Annotated in this window: 17 protein-coding genes; 6 read left to right on the top strand and 11 right to left on the bottom strand. The window is 71.2% G+C overall.

Going from position 1 to position 15,919, the window contains the following annotated elements:
* A complete protein-coding gene (locus ACQPW6_RS26490; protein WP_433892180.1) occupies positions 1-1,023 on the bottom strand; it encodes a carbohydrate ABC transporter permease in 1,023 nt (340 codons plus the stop codon).
* A 149-nt stretch (positions 1,024-1,172) separates the two neighbouring features.
* Positions 1,173-2,453, bottom strand: a complete 1,281-nt coding sequence (locus tag ACQPW6_RS26485; protein ID WP_433892179.1) for an ABC transporter substrate-binding protein — start codon at positions 2,451-2,453, stop codon at positions 1,173-1,175.
* 220 nt (positions 2,454-2,673) lie between these two features.
* On the opposite strand from ACQPW6_RS26485, the gene ACQPW6_RS26480 reads away from it, so the two are divergent.
* Positions 2,674-3,708, top strand: a complete 1,035-nt coding sequence (locus ACQPW6_RS26480) for a LacI family DNA-binding transcriptional regulator (RefSeq protein ID WP_433892178.1) — start codon at positions 2,674-2,676, stop codon at positions 3,706-3,708.
* A gap of 33 nt (positions 3,709-3,741) precedes the next feature.
* Here ACQPW6_RS26480 and ACQPW6_RS26475 read toward each other — a convergent pair whose 3' ends face one another.
* Positions 3,742-5,604: a glycoside hydrolase family 15 protein gene (locus tag ACQPW6_RS26475; RefSeq protein ID WP_433892177.1), complete on the bottom strand. Its 1,863-nt coding sequence runs from the start codon at positions 5,602-5,604 to the stop codon at positions 3,742-3,744.
* On the opposite strand from ACQPW6_RS26475, the gene ACQPW6_RS26470 reads away from it, so the two are divergent.
* Positions 5,585-5,899: a hypothetical protein gene (locus ACQPW6_RS26470; protein WP_433892176.1), complete on the top strand. Its 315-nt coding sequence runs from the start codon at positions 5,585-5,587 to the stop codon at positions 5,897-5,899. The genes ACQPW6_RS26475 and ACQPW6_RS26470 overlap by 20 nt on opposite strands.
* Here ACQPW6_RS26470 and ACQPW6_RS26465 read toward each other — a convergent pair.
* On the bottom strand, positions 5,896-6,666 hold the full coding sequence (locus ACQPW6_RS26465) for a LysR family substrate-binding domain-containing protein (protein WP_433892175.1): 771 nt from the start codon (positions 6,664-6,666) through the stop codon (positions 5,896-5,898). The genes ACQPW6_RS26470 and ACQPW6_RS26465 overlap by 4 nt on opposite strands.
* 71 nt (positions 6,667-6,737) lie before the next feature.
* Between ACQPW6_RS26465 and ACQPW6_RS26460 the strand changes: the two genes are divergently transcribed.
* Positions 6,738-7,136 carry a DUF5997 family protein gene (locus tag ACQPW6_RS26460; RefSeq protein ID WP_433892174.1) on the top strand — a complete coding sequence of 133 codons (399 nt, stop codon included), beginning with the start codon at positions 6,738-6,740 and terminating at the stop codon, positions 7,134-7,136.
* Positions 7,137-7,202: 66 nt separating this feature from the next.
* On the opposite strand, the gene hpnH is transcribed toward ACQPW6_RS26460, so the two are convergent.
* Entirely contained in the window at positions 7,203-8,207 is a 1,005-nt protein-coding gene (hpnH, locus tag ACQPW6_RS26455; protein ID WP_433892173.1) for an adenosyl-hopene transferase HpnH, read from the bottom strand.
* Positions 8,208-8,327: 120 nt separating this feature from the next.
* On the opposite strand from hpnH, the gene ACQPW6_RS26450 reads away from it, so the two are divergent.
* The gene (locus ACQPW6_RS26450) at positions 8,328-8,981 is read left to right on the top strand and encodes a TetR/AcrR family transcriptional regulator (RefSeq protein ID WP_433892172.1); all 654 of its coding nucleotides are present in this window, start codon (positions 8,328-8,330) and stop codon (positions 8,979-8,981) included.
* Here ACQPW6_RS26450 and ACQPW6_RS26445 read toward each other — a convergent pair.
* Entirely contained in the window at positions 8,962-9,618 is a 657-nt protein-coding gene (locus ACQPW6_RS26445) for a TetR/AcrR family transcriptional regulator (RefSeq protein WP_433892171.1), read from the bottom strand. The genes ACQPW6_RS26450 and ACQPW6_RS26445 overlap by 20 nt on opposite strands.
* A gap of 144 nt (positions 9,619-9,762) precedes the next feature.
* Between ACQPW6_RS26445 and ACQPW6_RS26440 the strand changes: the two genes are divergently transcribed.
* Positions 9,763-10,203: a hypothetical protein gene (locus ACQPW6_RS26440; RefSeq protein WP_433892170.1), complete on the top strand. Its 441-nt coding sequence runs from the start codon at positions 9,763-9,765 to the stop codon at positions 10,201-10,203.
* Positions 10,204-10,356: 153 nt separating this feature from the next.
* On the opposite strand, the gene ACQPW6_RS26435 is transcribed toward ACQPW6_RS26440, so the two are convergent.
* Positions 10,357-10,947, bottom strand: a complete 591-nt coding sequence (locus ACQPW6_RS26435) for an RNA polymerase sigma factor (RefSeq protein WP_433892169.1) — start codon at positions 10,945-10,947, stop codon at positions 10,357-10,359.
* Positions 10,948-11,210: 263 nt separating this feature from the next.
* On the opposite strand from ACQPW6_RS26435, the gene ACQPW6_RS26430 reads away from it, so the two are divergent.
* Positions 11,211-12,932 carry a BTAD domain-containing putative transcriptional regulator gene (locus ACQPW6_RS26430; protein ID WP_433892168.1) on the top strand — a complete coding sequence of 574 codons (1,722 nt, stop codon included), beginning with the start codon at positions 11,211-11,213 and terminating at the stop codon, positions 12,930-12,932.
* 93 nt (positions 12,933-13,025) lie between these two features.
* Here the strand turns inward: ACQPW6_RS26430 and ACQPW6_RS26425 are convergent, their stop codons facing one another.
* The 4 genes from ACQPW6_RS26425 to ACQPW6_RS26410 all read right to left on the bottom strand — a co-directional run bounded on the left by ACQPW6_RS26425 (position 13,026) and on the right by ACQPW6_RS26410 (position 15,909).
* Positions 13,026-13,649: a TetR family transcriptional regulator gene (locus ACQPW6_RS26425; RefSeq protein WP_433892167.1), complete on the bottom strand. Its 624-nt coding sequence runs from the start codon at positions 13,647-13,649 to the stop codon at positions 13,026-13,028.
* Positions 13,650-13,746: 97 nt separating this feature from the next.
* Positions 13,747-14,523: a dienelactone hydrolase family protein gene (locus ACQPW6_RS26420; protein ID WP_433892166.1), complete on the bottom strand. Its 777-nt coding sequence runs from the start codon at positions 14,521-14,523 to the stop codon at positions 13,747-13,749.
* Between the two features lie 130 nt (positions 14,524-14,653).
* Positions 14,654-14,965 carry a DUF4873 domain-containing protein gene (locus tag ACQPW6_RS26415; protein WP_433892165.1) on the bottom strand — a complete coding sequence of 104 codons (312 nt, stop codon included), beginning with the start codon at positions 14,963-14,965 and terminating at the stop codon, positions 14,654-14,656.
* Positions 14,966-14,976: 11 nt separating this feature from the next.
* Positions 14,977-15,909 (bottom strand): AurF N-oxygenase family protein, encoded by a 933-nt coding sequence (locus tag ACQPW6_RS26410; protein ID WP_433892164.1) that lies wholly within the window; start codon positions 15,907-15,909, stop codon positions 14,977-14,979.
* Positions 15,910-15,919 lie beyond the last annotated feature (10 nt).

The following is a 15,919-nucleotide window of genomic DNA, read 5'->3' as shown; positions in this document are numbered from 1 at the left end:
TCACTTCACCGACCGCTGTGTCGAGCGGATGAGGTCCGCGTTGAAGAGCTTCACCAGGCCGAAGGCGATGGCGAAGATGAACAGGAACGTGAGGGTGGACAGCGCCGACGCGCCGCCGTAGCCCTGCTGGAGCTGCTGGACGACCAGGATCGACACGGTGGTGGTGGCGTGGCCGGTGCCGCCGCCGCCGTGCGTGAGGATGGCCGGCAGGTCGTAGATCCGCAGCACGTCGAGCACCCGGAACAGCACCGCCACCAGCAGCGCGGGCCGCACCAGCGGCAGCGTGATCCGCCAGAACCGCTGCCAGGCGCCGGCCCCGTCCACCCGGGCGGCCTCGTGCAGTTCGTCCGGGATGACCTGGAGGCCGGCCAGCACGAGCAGCGCCACGAAGGGAGTCGTCTTCCACACGTCACCGGTGATCACCGCGAACCGGGAGGCCCACTGGCCGTCGGTCCACAGCACGTGGGTGCCGAACACATGGTTGACGACGCCGTCGTAGGCGAACATGAAGTACCAGAGCTTCGCGGTGACCGCGGTCGGGATCGCCCACGGCACCAGCACCGCGGCCCGCAGCAGCGCCCGGCCCTTGAAGACCTGGTTCATCACCAGGGCCATCATCATGCCGAGCACCACCTCGATCACCACCGTGATCACCGTGAACAGCACGGTGACCGTGATCGCGTCCCAGAACTCGCTGCCCAGCGTGCCCGGCGCGCACTTGGCCGAGCCGCAGTGCTGGAGCAGCCAGTGGCTGTAGTTGGAGAAGCCGGCGAAGCCGCCGCCCTTGTTGAAGAAGCCGCCTTGCAGCGACTGGTCCTTCTTGAACGAGGTGACGATCGCGGCGACCACCGGGTAGCCGATCACCACGGCCAGCACCACGATGGTGGGCGCGACCAGGCCGATGGCCAGCCGGGTCTGGCTGTCGCCGGCGGGCTTGCGGCGGCGCAGCAGGCCGCGGCGGCCGGAGCCGGGCTCGGCGCCCGGCGGGGAGGCGGGTGGCGGTGATTCGGTGGTCGCGGTCATGGCTGTCTGGCCCCTACTCGTGTCTGCTGGTCGGCGTCGCCGCTCGGCGTTGCTGCTCGGTGCTGGTCAAGCTCCCCCGCGGGTGCCCCGGCCGGCGGCGCGTGCGCGTGCCCGCGCGCCGGCCGGGGTCCCTACGCCCGCTTCAGTGATCAGCCGCCGCTGGTCGCGGAGTTGATCGCCGCCTGCATGTCCTTCAGCGCCTGCGCCACGGGCTTGCTGCCCTTGATGGCCGCGTAGGCGTTCTCCGAGATGGCCGAGGTGACACCGGGGTAGAACGGCGTGACCGGACGGCTCTTGGCGCTCGCCAGGCTCTGGCCGAGCACCTTGAGGTAGCCGAGCTTGGGGTTGGCCAGCAGCGTCGGGTCGGTGTAGAGGCTCTTGAGCACCGGCGCGTTGGACTCCTGGAGCAGCAGCTCGTTCTGGATGTCGGCGCTCTCGTAGAACTTCATGAAGTCCAGCGCGGTGGCCTTGTGCTTGGAGAACTTGCTCATGCCGATGCTGTGGCCGCCGAGCGTGCTCGCGCCGATACCGGTCGGGCCGGGCTCGGGGGCGACGGCGAACTTGCCCTTGACCTTCGAACTGCCGTCGGTGGCCGCCAGGTTGTAGACGTAGGACCAGTTGCGCAGGAACAGCAGCTTGCCGTCCTCGAACGCCTGCCGGCCCTGCTCCTCCTGGTAGGTGATGGCTTCCTTGGGGATGTCGCCGTTCTTGTAGGCGTCCGCGAGGAAGGACAGGCCCTTGTTGGCCTCGGGGGTGTCCACGTTGGCGGTCTTGCCGTCGGACTTGACGATCTCGCCGCCGGCCGCGTTGATCGCCTCGGAGGCGTTGACCGTCAGGCCCTCGTACTTGGCGAACTGGCCCGCGTAGCAGCCCATGTTGTGCTGCTTGGCGACCTTGCAGTCCGCGGTCAGCTCGGCCCAGGTGGTGGGCGGCTTGGAGATCAGGTCGGAGCGGTAGTAGAGCATGCCGCCGTCGGACGTGCCGGGCGCCGCGTACAGCTTGCCCTGGTACGTGGCCGCGTCCACGGCGACCTTCAGCAGCGCGCTGGTGTCCAGCTTGAAGTCGCCCGACAGCTCCTGCAGCCAGCCCTGCGCGGCGAACTCCGGGGTCCAGACGACGTCCACGCTCACCACGTCGTAGCCGGAGTCCTTGGCCTTGAAGTGCTGGACCAGGTCCTCGTGCTGCTGGTCGGCGTTGTCGGTCTGCTCCTTGAGCGTGACCTTCTGGTCCGGGTGCAACTTGTTCCACTTGGCGACGATGTTCTTGACGTCACCGGTGTTGTCCTTGCCCTGGACGTAGGTGATCGGGCCGCGGCTCGCATCGCTCTTCTTGTCCGAGCTCCCCCCGCCGGAGCCCCCACAGGCCGCGATCAACGTACCGACGGCCAGCAGGCCGACGGACGCCAGAAGCCGCTCTCTTCGAGTTTTCACTTGATCTCCCGTTTGGCCCGTGGTGCTGAATCGAGTTAGCGAAGACAATGCTCGCCAGCTTTCCGGGGTGTCAACCCTCGTGCACGATCTACCTTCCGGGGGCTTTCGGGGTCCGCGATGACCGGAACTCGGCGTTCGACGGGAGTCTTGACAGCTTCCTGCCCCGCTTCTAGCTTCAGGTGGTAAATCGATTTGCCTCGGCCGGTAGGAGTCATCCGTGATGCCGCGACGCGTGACGCTGGCCGACGTCGCCCAGCAGGCCGGGGTGTCGAGGACCACCGCCTCCTTCGTCCTGTCAGGGCGCAACGACATGCGGATCTCCAAGGAGGCCCAGAGCCGGGTGCTGGTCGCGGCCCGCGAGCTGTCCTACCGGCCGAACCTGACCGCGCGGGGCCTGCGCACCTCGGTGACGCACACCGTCGGCTTCCTCTCTGACAGCGTTGCCACGACCCAGTTCGCCGGTGAGATGATCCGCGGCAGCCTGGAGGCGGCCACCGCCCGCGAGCACCTGCTGTTCATCGCCGAGACCGGCGGCGACCCGGAGGTCGAGGCCCGGGTGGTGGACGGCATGCTCGACCGGCAGGTGGACGGCGTGGTCTACGCGACGATGTCGCACCGCCAGGTGAAACCGGCCGCCAGCCTGGCCGGCCGCCGGGTGGTGCTGCTCAACTGCAACGCGGCCGGCTTCGACGCGCCCTTCGTGGTGCCCGACGAGCGGGCGGCCGGCCGCGCGGTCGCGCAGGCGGTGCTGGACGCGGGGCACCGGGCGAACGTGCACGTCATAGGCGGCCACGAGTACACCGACCGCACCCCGGACGGGGCCATCGCCGGCCACTCGCGGATGCGCGGGATCATGGACGCGTTCGGTGACTGCTCGCTGCGCCCCGCCAGCGTGTTCCAGTGCGGCTGGGAACCCGAGCACGGCTACCAGGCGGTGTCCTCGCTGCTCTCCCGCTCGCCCCGGCCGACCGCGCTGATCTGCTGCAACGACCGGCTGGCGCTGGGCGCCTACCAGGCGCTGCACCAGGCGGGACTGGTCATCCCCGACGACGTCTCGGTGGTGTCGTTCGACGACTCGCCGCTCGCCGCCTGGATGCGGCCGGCGCTGGCGAGCGCGGCGCTGCCGCACTACGAGATGGGCCGCAAGGCCGTCGAACTCGTACTGGCCACCACGCCGGCCTCGGACCGGCCGCATCTGGTGCCGATGGAGTTCGAGGTGCGGCCGTCGCTGGCGGGGCCGGCGCCCCGGCCGTAAGCCGCTGCTACGACGTGCCGCGGTGCGCCGGGGTCACCCCCGGTCGAGCTCCGCGTCCAGCGCGATGGCCGCGTTGACCAGTGCCAGGTGGGTGAACGCCTGCGGGAAGTTGCCCAGTTGCTCGCCGGTGGGGCCGATCTCCTCGGCGAAGAGGCCGACGTGGTTGGCGTAGGTGAGCATCTTGTCGAAGGCGTAGTGCGCCTGCTCGTACCGGCCGGCGCGGGCCAGGGCGTCGACGTACAGGAAGCTGCACAGCGAGAAGGTGCCCTCGCTGCCGCGCAGCCCGTCCGGTGAGGCGGCCGGGTTGTAGCGGTACACCAGGCTGTCGGAGACCAGTTCCTCGTCCATCGCGTCCAGGGTGGCCAGCCACCGGTCCTCGCGCGGCGACACGAAGCCGGTCTTGGGCATCAGCAGCAGCGAGGCGTCCAGCACCTCGCTGCCGTAGTGCTGGACGAACGCCTTGCGGTCCGGATTCCAGCCCTTCTCCATCACCTGCCGCAGGATGGCGTCCCGGGCCTGCGTCCAGCCGGCCACGTCGGCGGGCCTGGCCAGCCGGTTCGCCAGCCGGATGCCCCGGTCGAACGCGGCCCAGCACATCAGCCGGCTGTAGGTGAAGTCCTGCCGCCCGCCGCGGGTCTCCCAGATGCCCTCGTCGGGGCGGTCCCAGTGGCCGGCCAGCCAGTCGAGCAGGCCGGCCAGTTCCAGCCAGCCGTCGTAGCCGGCCAGGTACGCGATGTCCTCCGCGAGGGTGAGGGCGTAGACGGCCTCGCCGTAGATGTCCAGCTGGAGCTGGTCGGCGGCGCCGTTGCCGATCCGGACCGGGAACGAGCCGCGGTAGCCCTCGAAGTGCCGCAGCTCCTCCTCCGACACCTGCGGGTCGCCGTCCACCCGGTACATGATCTGCAGCTTCTCGCCGGACGCGGTGCCGCCGGCCCGCAGCCGCGCGCCGAGCCAGCGCCGGAACGCGTCCGCCTCCTCGGTGTAGCCGAGCGCGATCAGCGCGCCCACCGACAGCGAGGCGTCCCTGATCCAGGTGAAGCGGTAGTCCCAGTTGCGCTCGCCGCCGACCTGCTCGGGCAGCCCGGCGGTGGCGGCGGCGACCAGGGCGCCGGTCGGCGCGTAGGTGAGCAGCTTGAGGGTGATCGCCGAGCGGTTGACAGCCTGCTGCCACCGTCCCTTGTACGTACAGCGGCCGATCCACTCGTGCCAGAACGCCCGGCTGGCGTCGAACGCGCCCCGGATCGCGGGCTCCGTCTCCGGCTCGGGCGGCTGCGCGCCGGCGGCGCCGGTGGTGAGCACGAACGCGGCCAACTCCCCCTGCCCGAGGGTGAACGCGGAGACGGCGTCGCCGTCCTCGGCGCGCAGCTCGGGCGAGCCGACGGCCTGGAGGTAGGCGCTGGCACCGGGCGCCTGGAACCCGATCATGCCGCCGGCCCCGGGCGGCGTGCTCGTCCGGTGCTCGGCCCGCCCGTAGTCGAACCGCGGCCGGCACTCCATCCGGAACCGCACCTGCCCGCGCACCGACCGCACGGCCCGGACGATCCGATGCCGGTCGCTCGCGCGCTCCGGCTCGTCGAGCGGCATGAAGTCGATGACCTCGCCGATGCCGTCCAGGGTGAGGAACCGGGTGATGAGGATGGCCGAGTCGGGCAGGTAGAGCTGCCGCACGGTGACCCCGGCGCCGTCGCTGCCGTCGCCGTCGCGCTCGGCGGCGTCCGCGTCCGCGGTGATGGTGAAGTGGCCGCCCTTGTCGCGGTCGAGCAGCGCGGCGAAGATGCTCGGCGAGTCGAACCGCGGCGCGCAGAACCAGTCGATCACCCCGTCCGACGAGACGAGCGCGGCCGTCTGGAGGTCGCCCACGATCCCGTGATCTGCGATGAGCGGATACCGTCGCACGTCGAGCCCCTTCGTCGTTCCGTCCGATGCCGCGCCCCCGGTGAGCCGCCCCGGAGCGAAGACGAAGGCGACATTACCTCCCCAACCGGACACCGGCCGGGCCGGTTCGGCCTACGGCGTGGTGCAGGCGGCGGCCACGCTGGTCGGCATGCTCGCCGGGGCGGCGCTCGGGCAGCGGATCGGGATCGGCGCCACCATGAACCTGGCCGCGCTCGCGGTGGGCGGGTCGGCGGCCACGGCGCTGCTGATCCCGCGGGGCGGGCCGGCCGCGGGCGAGGGCGGCGGGGGCGGTTAGGAGCGGCGGCGGGGTCTGTTGGGGCGTTTGGGTGTCTTGGGGGTGGCGGATCGGGCGCCCCTCGACGTCTTCGCCGACTTGGCGGGCGGTTTGCCGCCGGTCGTCTTGGCCGTGCGCTTGGCCGGCTTCGACTTCGGGGTCGGCTCGGGGCCGGGCGTACGGCCGCGGGTGCTGTTCACCGTCCGGCCGCGGACGATGCCGATGAAGTCCTCCACCAGGTCCGTCGTCGCGTCCTCGCGCCAGGACAGGGCCACCTGGGACTGGGGGGCGTCCGCGACCGGGCGGTAGGTGAGGTCCCTGCGGTGGTGCAGCCGGGCGAGGGACTGCGGGACGACCAGCAGGCCGATGCCCGCCGCCACCAGCTCGACGGCGTCGGCCGTGCTCGCCGGGCGGTCGAGGGCCGGGCGCCCCGGGGGGCGCTCCCAGGGGAGGGTGTCGTCCAGCGGGTGCAGGACGACGTCGTCGGCGAGGTCGGCGAGCGTCACCTCGTCCGCCGCCGACACCAGGTGGTCCTTCGGGACGACCACCACCGTCGTCTCGGTGTACAGCGGGATCGCGCTGAGGTCGGCCCTGTCCACCGGCAGGCGTACGAAGCCCGCGTCGGCCTCTCGCCCCCGCAGCAGCCCCGCCGCCTGCGCGGCGGCCATCGGGACGAGGGTGAGGGGGACGTCGGGCAGCCGCTCGTTCCACACCCGTACCCACTTGGTGGGTGTCACGCCGGGGACGAAGCCGAGCCGGAACGAGGGAGGTACGTGCGAGCCGGTCACCCCGCAAGGCTAGCCGCGACGGCCTGCGGCCATGGTCAGGGGCGGCACGCGGGCTCGTTACCCTTGACCGTATGACGACGCAGAAGACCACCCAGACGATGAAGCCCGCGACCGCGGCGAAGAAGCTGGGTGTGTACCTCCAGGCCACCCCCGCGCAGTTCCAGGAGGGTGTCGTCACCCGCACCGAGCTGAACGCCCTCCAGACCGACCCGCCGCAGTGGCTGCTCGACCTGCGGCTCAACGGCCCGCACCCGCGTCCGGTGGTCGCCGCCAAGCTCGGCGTGTCCATCGCGGGCCTGGCCCGCGGCGGCGTCATGGACCCGCTCACCACCGAGCAGATCGAGGCCCTCAAGCAGGAGGGCCCGGAGTGGCTGGAGCGGGAACACGCAACCCAGGCCGAGGTCCGCAAGGAGGCGGTCCGGATCAAGCAGAAGCACGCCGCCCGCGCCGAGGGCGACGACCGCCGCTGAACCGTTCCGCCTCCCCCGTTCGCCTCCCCCGTCCGGCGGCCCCCGTCCGGCGGCGGCGCCGCGTGATCAGCGCGGCGAGACCGCGCGCAGCGACTGCTTGAGGGAGCCGATCGTCGCCAGCACGGCGGTCGGCTCGTAGCCGCAGTGGGCCATGCAGTTCTCGCAGCGCGGGTCCTTGCCCCGGCCGTACTTCTCCCAGTCGGTGGTGTCCAGCAGCTCCTGGTACGAGGTCGCGTAGCCGTCGGCCATCAGGTAGCAGGGGCGCTGCCAGCCCTTGAGGGAGTACGACGGGATGCCCCACGGGGTGCACTCGAAGTCGGCCTTGCCCTCGAGGAAGTCGAGGTAGAGCTCGGAGTGGTTGAACCGCCACTTCTTGCGGCGGCCCTCGGCGAACGCCTTGCGGAACAGCTGCCTGGTCTGCTCGACGCCGAGGAAGTGCTCCTGGTCGGGCGCCTTCTCGTACGCGTAGCCCGGCGACAGCTGGAGCATGTCCACCTTGAGGTCGTCGTTGAGGTAGTCCAGGACGTCGATGACGTCCTGCGGGCTGTCGTTGTTGAAGAAGGTGGAGTTGGTGTAGACGGCGAAGCCGGCCGCCTTGGCCTGCCGGATCGCCTCCACCGCCTGGTCGAAGACGCCCACCTTGCTGACCGACTCGTCGTGCCGCTCGCGCAGCCCGTCGATGTGCACCATCCACGCGAAGTTCCGGTGCGGCTTGAACTTGTGCAGGTGCTTGGGGAGCAGCACCGCGTTGGTGCACAGCACCACGAACTTGCCGCGCTTGAGCAGTTCGCCGGTCATCTCGTCGATCTTCGGGTGCATCAGCGGCTCGCCGCCGGCCAGCGAGACCATCGGGGCGCCGCACTCCTCGACCGCGGCGATCACCTGCTCGACCGGCATCCGCTGCTTGAGCACGCTGGCCGGATGCTGGATCTTGCCGCATCCGTTGCAAGCCAGGTTGCAGGCGAACAGCGGCTCGATCTCCACGATGAGCGGGAACTTGTCCCGCCTGCGCAGCTTCTGCTTCAGCAGGTAGCCGCCGACCTTGATGGTGAGGTTGAGCGGAAGTGCCATGGTCCACTGCTCCGTCTTCTGGCTTGCCTGCTTCTGGCGTGCTGCTTCCGGGCCAGAGACCGACGCCTCTGGCGTACACCCTGTATCCAACATACACACTGTATGCGAGATGATGAGCGTATGGAGATGGAGCGAGCCGAGCCCGGCCGGGGGCGCAGAAAAGCCGAGCACAAGGCCGACACGCGGGAGGCGCTGGTCGCCGCCGGACGCACGCTGTTCGCCGAGCGCGGCTACGCCGCCACCGGCACCGAGGACATCGTCGCCGCCGCCCGGCTGACCCGCGGCGCGCTCTACCACCACTTCAGCGACAAGGCCGACCTGTTCCGCGCGGTGATGGAGCGCTCCGCCCGCGACATGGCGGAGCACCTGATCGAGACCGAGACCGCGCGCGCCGTGGCGCACCCGGAGCAGGACGCGTGGACGATGCTGCGGCTGGGCTTCCAGTCCTTCCTGGACGCCTGCTCCGACACCGACTTCCAGCGGATCGTGCTCATCGAGGGCCCCGCGGTACTCGGCCACAGCGTCTGGGACTCACTCGTCGACCAGCACGGATACGTGCTGCTGGCCGAGGTGCTGACGGTGGCGATGCGGGAGGGCAGCATCGACGAGCTGGCCGTCCAGCCGCTCACCCGGATGCTGGCCGCGCTGATCTCCGAGGCGAGCCTGTACATCGCGCGCTCCGAGGACCAGGCGACGGCCCGCGAGGAGACCGGACAGGCGCTCGACCGGCTGCTGGCCGGCCTCGAACTCCGTCCTACTCCGCGGGATCGATGACGGCGACCAGCGAGTCCAGGCCGGCCTTGATCCGGTCCATGTCCCAGCCGCGCCCGGCGCGCTGGAACGCGAACAGGCCGGGCGTGAAGGCCATCAGGACCACATCGGCCAGGTAGTCCGCGTCCGCGCCCGGCGCCGACTCCGCGACCAGCGCGGCGACTTGCTCGTGGTGCCGGCGGAACGGGGCGCTGTGATAGCGCCCGCCCGGCGCGCTCGCCTCCGCGAGCAGCAGCAACTCCCGGTTGTCGTCCATGAGTTCGGCCATGCCGTGCAGGAATGCGCGCAGCCGCTCGCGGGCCGGCGGCGCCCCGTCGGCACAGCGCCGGGCGAACGCCTCCTGGAAGCGGGACTCGTTGTCCTCGATCAGCGCGTAGACGAGCTCGGCCCGGTTGGGAAAGCGCCGGTAGACCGTGCCGACCCCGACCCCGGCCTCCTTGGCCACCGTGTCGAGCGAGAAGCCGTCGAAGCCGGCGGCGGCGAGCCGGCGGCGGGCCGCGTCGAGAATGCGGACGCGGTTGCGGGCGGCGTCGGCGCGTTCGGTGCGCTGCGTGCGCTGCGCGGGCTGCTCCGTGGGGTCGGCGGGGTCGGCGGGGTCGGCGGGGTCCGGTTGTTCGGCGGGTTCCGGGCGGGCGGTCATACGGATCAGCGTAGCGGAGAGTTCTCCGGTTACCTCTTGATAATCGGAGAGCTCTCCGCTTACAGTTGCGGCAGGCCAACCGGAGAACTCTCCGCTTGACTCCCGGCCCGCCGGGACCACCCCGCCACCCAGGAGGCGTACGCCATGACCGCCGACACCGCCACCACCCCCGCCCCGCTGCTCAACGGCCAGTTGATCGGCATCACTTACCACGCGATCGCCGCCGTCCGGGACCGGCTGCTCGCCGACTCGGGCCTGACCTTCCACCAGTCCGCGGCCCTCAGGGCCGCCGCCGAGGGGCTCGACCGCGCCGCCAACGCCGGCCGGCTGACCTCGACGCTCAAGATCGACCCGGCGCGGGCGCACGCCCTGCTCGACGGCCTCACCGAGGCCGGCCTGCTCGACCCCGCCACCGCGTCCCTCACCGGTAAGGGCGCCGGCCTGCACGGGGGATTCACCGACGCCGTGAACGCGGTCGCTGAGCGGCTGTACGGCGGCCTGCCGGCCGCTGAGCGCGAGACGGCCGCCCGCGCGCTCGCCCATGTGACGGCCATGGCGAACGCCGAACTCGGCCCCGAGGGGTGAGTTCGACAATTCGGGTACCCGGCGCCCCGGCGCTTCGCGATTTCCGCTAAGTAGATTAATCGTTAACGGGAATTGGCCGTACGCACTGTCACGCATGGGAATTGAGTGACGTACGGGGTAATTGAAATTGAATACATCATGGAGCGGCGGCGATCAGCGCGCCATCTCCTCCTGGTAGAGCGTGCGCAGCCGGCTGCGGGCGCGGGTGAAGGCACTCTCCGCCGATTTGTGCGTGATGTTCAGTGCCTGCGCGGCCTCGGCGACGGACATGCCGTCGGCGCGCGCCCGCATCACCTGCTGCTCGCGCACCCCGAGAAGGGAGATCTGCTCAAGCAGCCAGCTGCCGGCCGCCCGTTCGCAGGTCTGGCTCTCCACGTCGGGCCCGCGCTCGGCGCCGGCCACGTACCGCACCCGCACCGCGAGCCGCTGGTCGCGCGAGGTCCGGCGCTGCTGGTCCACGCACAGCCGCAGCGTGATGGTGGTCAGCAGCGCGCCGACCCTGGCCTCGTCCAGCGGGGCGTACGTCGCGGCGCGGATCAGTGCCTCCTGGACGCAGTCCTCCACGTCGGCCGACCGGCCCAACCGGCCCGCCACCAGCCGCAGCAGCCGGTCGCGCTCGGCGAGCACCGCCGTCCAGTGGTGCTCCTTCCGGCCGTCTTCACGGCCTTCTGCCCGCTGTTCTTCCGGATGTTCTTCCCGCTGGTCGCGCCGTTCGTCTCGTCGTGCCTCCGCTATCGCCGGCATATGCCACTGCCCCCATCACCATCGGTCATGTCTCGTCCGGAGCCTGTTGGAAACGAGCATCGACGGGAGCGGTGAGGTAAAGCTTGAGCCGTGTGACCAGGGCGATTCCAGGAGTCAAGAATTCCTCCATCCCGGTCGGTATGTCGCCGGCATGTCACAGGACGGTGCGTGGCCGATCTCTCACCTGTTGTCACGCGCCCTTCGGCGGGTGGCGCCCCTAGTGTGAGGACGCCGGAAGTCACCGCCACCGAAAGGAAGACCAAGTGGCCTTCGTTCGCCTGCTAGGGGAGCTGGAATGTCGAACTGCCGCGGGGAAGGCAGTGGAACTAGGCCACACCAGACAACGTGGAATCTTCGCGATGCTCGCGGTAACCGCGAATGAAGTGGTGACGACCAGTGAGCTCATCGACTGGACGTGGGGCAGCGAACCGCCATTGTCGGCCCGCAATGTGGTGCATTCGTACATATCGCGCCTGCGCACCGCGTTAGAGGCGGCCGGTTCGCCGGCCGAGGCCACCTTGCAGCGCCGGCACGGCGGCTACGTGCTGGAGGTGGACGAGGCCGCGGTGGACCTGTGCCGGTTCCGGGCCCTGGTGGCGGCGGCCCGGTCGCAGGAGGAGGACGCGCACGCCTGCGTCCGGCTCTTACGCGAGGGCCTGGACATCTGGCGGGACACCGCACTCGGCGGTGTGACCGGCAGCTGGGCCGCGAAGGTCCGCCAACTCCTGGAGATGGAACACCTCTCGGTGCTCGTGGAGTGCCATGAACGCGAGCTGGACCTCGGCAACCACGAGCGCATACTCGACGAGCTGCGCTATGTCGCGCAGCGGCATCCCGACAACGAAATCGTGCTCCGGAACCTGATGACCGCGCTGCACCGCGCGGGCCGCCGGGACGAGGCGCTCGGCGCCTACACCGTGCTGCGCAGGAGGCTGGCCGACCACCTCGGGGTGGACCCGGCGGGCGAGACGCAGGAGCTGCACACCGAGATCATGCACGCGGGCCCCACGGCGGAGGCGCCGGCGCCGCCCGGCCCCGCCGACGCCCCGGCCGCGGCCGGGGTACGCGCCGCGCCCCGGGTCCCGCTCCAACTGCCGCGCGCCACCCGGCTGGTGGGCCGCGAGCAGGAGCTCGCGATGCTGGACGGCTCCATCGCGGCGGCGGCGGTCGAGCCGAGCATCCGGGTGATCGAGGGGCCGCCGGGCGTCGGCAAGACGGCGCTGGCGATCCACTGGGCGCACCGGGTGGCGCCGCGCTTCCCCGACGGCCAGATCTTCGCCGACCTGCACGGCAGCGACGACGACCGGGGCATCCACGAGCCGGACGAGCTGATCCGGTTCATCCTGCGCGGGCTCGGCGTCCAGGCACCGGACGGCGGCGGCGCCGAGGATCTGGCCCGCCTGTACCGCGAGACGGTCACCGGGCGGCGGCTGCTGATCGTGCTCGACGACCTGGCCGAGCACGAGGCCGCCGCCGGGCTGCTCCGCGAGGTCTCGGACGCCACGACGGTGGTGGTCACCGCGCGCTCGGCCGCCTCGCTGGCCGCGCTGGAGACCTCGGTGCCGATCCGCTTCGTGCGGCTGCGCGAGCTGAGCAACCGGCAGGCCGAACGGATGCTGGCCGGGATCCTGGGCGAGGCCCGGGTGGAGGCCGAGGAGGAGGCGGTGGCCCGGCTGATCCAGCTGTCCGGCCGTACCCCGCAGGCGCTCATCGGGGTGGCCGAACACGCGCTGGGCCGACCGCACTTGAGCCTGTCCGACCTGAGTATGACGATGGCCCTGGAGGCCGAGCGCAGGAGTACGGTCCGCGAGGCCCAGGCGCAGTCCCACCGCGACCGGACGTACGACGGGCGGACGTACGACGGGCGGACCAGACCGGGCACCAGACCCGACGGCGGGGAGAGCTGTCCGCTCACGCAGCGGCGGCGCGGTCCGGGTGAGCGTCCGCCGGACGCCCCGGGCGAGCGGCCGTCCACGGCGTCCTGACCGCCGCGCCCGGCACCCGCTCGCGAACCACCGCACCGCCCGCGCCGCCCGCGCGAGACGTCATCCCGCCCGCGCCCACCGAGACGCCGCCGGTCACACCCTCACGGCCACCGCCGCGAGGGCGTCGAACAGCGCCCGCAGCTCCACCAGAGCCTCGTCGAGCGCCGCCTTCTGGTCGTCGGCCCTGGCCGCGGCCATCGCCGACTCGCACAGGGCGCCGTACAGCAGGTGGCTGAGGGCCGGGACGGATCGGGAGACGATGTCGCCCGTGGCAACGGCACGCCGGATGCCCTCCTGCATCATCAGCAGGCAGTCGGTGCTGATCTCGCGCATCGCGTCCATGCCCAGGGCGCTCGGGGCGTCGAGCAGGCTGATCCGCTGCACGTCGGAGGCGAGCACCTCGGCGAGGAAGGCCCGCGCCCCGACGTAGACCGCCTCCCACGAGTCAGGCTCCGCGTCGAGGTAGGCGCGGGCGACGACCCGGGCCAGCCGGGACTGCTCGATCTCGTACACGGCACGGAAGAGGTCCTGCTTGCCGGCGAAGTGGTGGTACAGCGCGCCCTTGGTGACGTGTGCGAGCCCGCACACGGCGTCCAGCGAGGTCGCGTTGTAGCCGTGCGCCGCGAAGAGCTCGCGGCCCGCCGACAGCAGGGCCTCGATGGTGCCGTCCGACCGCTCGCGCTGGGTCGGACGGGTACGGGCGCGAGTCGTCTGCATCACAGCCACTTCCCCGGTCGGGCGCATCCGTACATCGTACAGGCATTTCCATTCCGATGGTACGTAATGGTGCCGGCAAGCACACGGCGGGGCGCGCTCAGTGCGGGGCGGGCACGCCCACCTGCCGGGCGAAGCCGAGCACCCGCTGCCAGGCGTCGGCCGACTCGTCGGCGTACTCCGAGCGGGCCGCGTCGAAGAAGCTGTGCGGCGTGCCCGGGTACGTCACCACGTCGTGCTCGACCCCGGCGGCCGTCAGCGCCTGCTCGAAGTCCTCTACGTCGCTGAGCGGGATGCCCGGGTCGGCGCCGGCCATCAGGGCGAGCACCGGCGACTTCAGGGTGGCCGCGCGGCCGGTCGGGCCGGGTGCGCCGTCAGGCCCGGTGGCCGGCCAGCAGTAGAAGCCGACGACCCCCGCCAGGTCGAAGTCCATCGTCCCGGCGATCACCGCGATCCGGCCGCCGATGCAGAAGCCGAGCGTGAGCACCGCCTTGGCGCCGCCGCCCTCGGGCGAGCGGACGTGCGCGATGGCGGCGCCGAGGTCGGTGTAGATGTTGCGCGGGGTGAGCGTGGCCATGTGCGCGCTGTGCGGGAAGTCCTTGGCCCGGCGGCCGGTGCCGGCGGACCGGCCGTAGTAGTCGTAGACCAGGGCCGCGACGCCGTGCTCGGCGAACCGGGTCGCCAGTTCGGTGTAGAACCCGTACAGGCCGCGCACGTCGGGCAGGATCACCACGGCGGTGTCGGCGCCGCCGGCCGGCGCGGCCGAGAACGCGCCGAAGACGTTGCCGTCCGAGGCGGTCAGTTCCAGATACCGGGACTCGGTCTCGGCGTCCGGGACGGTCGGTACGGGGGGCACCGCGTCTTCGTCAAAGCACATGGATGGCTCGTCCTCGTTCGTCTGGCGCGCCGGTCCTGCGCGCTCGGTGGTGGTCGTTGCGGTGCTGGTCGTTGCGGTGCTGGTCGTTGCGGTGGTGCTGCTCTGCCGGGGCCCGACCTCAGGGCCCCGGCTACTGGGCGCCGGCGTCCTCGAGCCCGAACGGGACGTGGAAGGGCGGCAGGCTGACGCCCTCGATCCGGTACCGGTTCCACAAGTCGGGCTCGCCGAGCTGCCCCTCGGCGTGGCCCTCCTCCGTGCGGAGGACGACGGCCGCCGGGCCGGCGCCGACCAGCCGGGTCAGCGCCTCGTCGGCGTCGAGCCGGCCGTACCAGCGGTACCGCCCGTCGATGGGCTGGAACTGCCCCACGAGATGGGCCCGCAGCGCGAACCGCTCGTCCCCGACGATGAGTACCGCCGGGCCTTCGTAGCCGTCGTCCTCCATGATGACTCCCCTCAGGCCTCTCGCTCGGACAGCCAGCCCGCTTCGCGCCAGACCTTCTCCGACTTGCCGCCGATCAGGCCGATCGACTTGTAGTACGGGGCCAGCCGCTCGGCGCCGTACGCGCCGTTGGCCTTGGCGATCGGGTTGTTGCGGCCCGCCTCGATGCACGCCTTCGGGTCGAGCCCGGCCCGCTCGTACATCAGCGGGTTGTAGCGGTCGTGCCGGATCGTCTTGACCACGTTGGCGAGGAAGCCGCGCAGCATCTCCAGCCGGCGCTTGGACAGCGTCGGCACGAAGCGCTCCAGCTCGGTGCGGGCGAAGCTGATGTGCCGTGCCTCCTCCACCACGTGGATCCGGGCCACCGCGCGGACCACCGGCTGCAGCGTCTCGTCGGTGGACTGCTCGCGCTGGAAGCGGTCGAAGAACTCCTCGGTGAGCAGGATCATCGCCCACAGGGCGGGCACCGGCGCGAAGGTCTTCAGCATCAGGCCGTTGCGCTGCGTCTTGGCCGACACCGGGTACCAGTCGATGCCGATCTTCTCCGCCAGCCGGGCGAACATGATCATGTGCCGGACCTCGTCGGCCACCTCGGTGAGCGCGAACTGCACCTGGGGGCTGGTGACATCGCGCTTGTAGGCGTACCGCGAGACCAGGTGCATCAGGATGTGCTCGGTCCACACGCCGGCCGCCAGCGAGGAGCCCAGCTCCTCCCGGCTGAGCAGTAGCTTCTGCTCCTGGGTCAGCGCTTCGTACAGGTCGGTGCCGTAGATCGATATCCGCTTCTCCGGCAGGAACCACATGCCCTCTTGCAGCGGCTCGTCCCAGTTGATGTCGACCCGGGGGTCGTAGGAGTGCTTGGCCGACGCGATCAGCAGCTGCGCGGCCTTCTTGGTCTGCCGGGCCAGCGGGTCCGCGTCGCGGCGCCGTTCGGTTGCGGTGGTCATCGGAACTCCT

The sequence above is a fragment of the Streptomyces sp. CA-111067 genome (assembly GCF_050956065.1).
GTDB lineage: Bacteria > Actinomycetota > Actinomycetes > Streptomycetales > Streptomycetaceae > Actinacidiphila.
Note: the sequence above shows the minus strand (reverse complement) of the source record. Positions and strands in the feature narration are given on the sequence as shown.

Coding starts and splice junctions, on each gene's coding strand:
- ACQPW6_RS26490 (WP_433892180.1), bottom strand. CDS start 1,023: ATGACCGCGACCACCGAATCACCGCCACCCGCCTCCCCGCCGGGCGCC.
- hpnH (WP_433892173.1), bottom strand. CDS start 8,207: ATGGCACTTCCGCTCAACCTCACCATCAAGGTCGGCGGCTACCTGCTG.
- ACQPW6_RS26470 (WP_433892176.1), top strand. CDS start 5,585: ATGAGCGGATACCGTCGCACGTCGAGCCCCTTCGTCGTTCCGTCCGAT.
- ACQPW6_RS26460 (WP_433892174.1), top strand. CDS start 6,738: ATGACGACGCAGAAGACCACCCAGACGATGAAGCCCGCGACCGCGGCG.
- ACQPW6_RS26410 (WP_433892164.1), bottom strand. CDS start 15,909: ATGACCACCGCAACCGAACGGCGCCGCGACGCGGACCCGCTGGCCCGG.
- ACQPW6_RS26420 (WP_433892166.1), bottom strand. CDS start 14,523: ATGTGCTTTGACGAAGACGCGGTGCCCCCCGTACCGACCGTCCCGGAC.
- ACQPW6_RS26415 (WP_433892165.1), bottom strand. CDS start 14,965: ATGGAGGACGACGGCTACGAAGGCCCGGCGGTACTCATCGTCGGGGAC.
- ACQPW6_RS26425 (WP_433892167.1), bottom strand. CDS start 13,649: ATGCAGACGACTCGCGCCCGTACCCGTCCGACCCAGCGCGAGCGGTCG.
- ACQPW6_RS26445 (WP_433892171.1), bottom strand. CDS start 9,618: ATGACCGCCCGCCCGGAACCCGCCGAACAACCGGACCCCGCCGACCCC.
- ACQPW6_RS26480 (WP_433892178.1), top strand. CDS start 2,674: ATGCCGCGACGCGTGACGCTGGCCGACGTCGCCCAGCAGGCCGGGGTG.
- ACQPW6_RS26450 (WP_433892172.1), top strand. CDS start 8,328: ATGGAGATGGAGCGAGCCGAGCCCGGCCGGGGGCGCAGAAAAGCCGAG.
- ACQPW6_RS26435 (WP_433892169.1), bottom strand. CDS start 10,947: ATGCCGGCGATAGCGGAGGCACGACGAGACGAACGGCGCGACCAGCGG.
- ACQPW6_RS26440 (WP_433892170.1), top strand. CDS start 9,763: ATGACCGCCGACACCGCCACCACCCCCGCCCCGCTGCTCAACGGCCAG.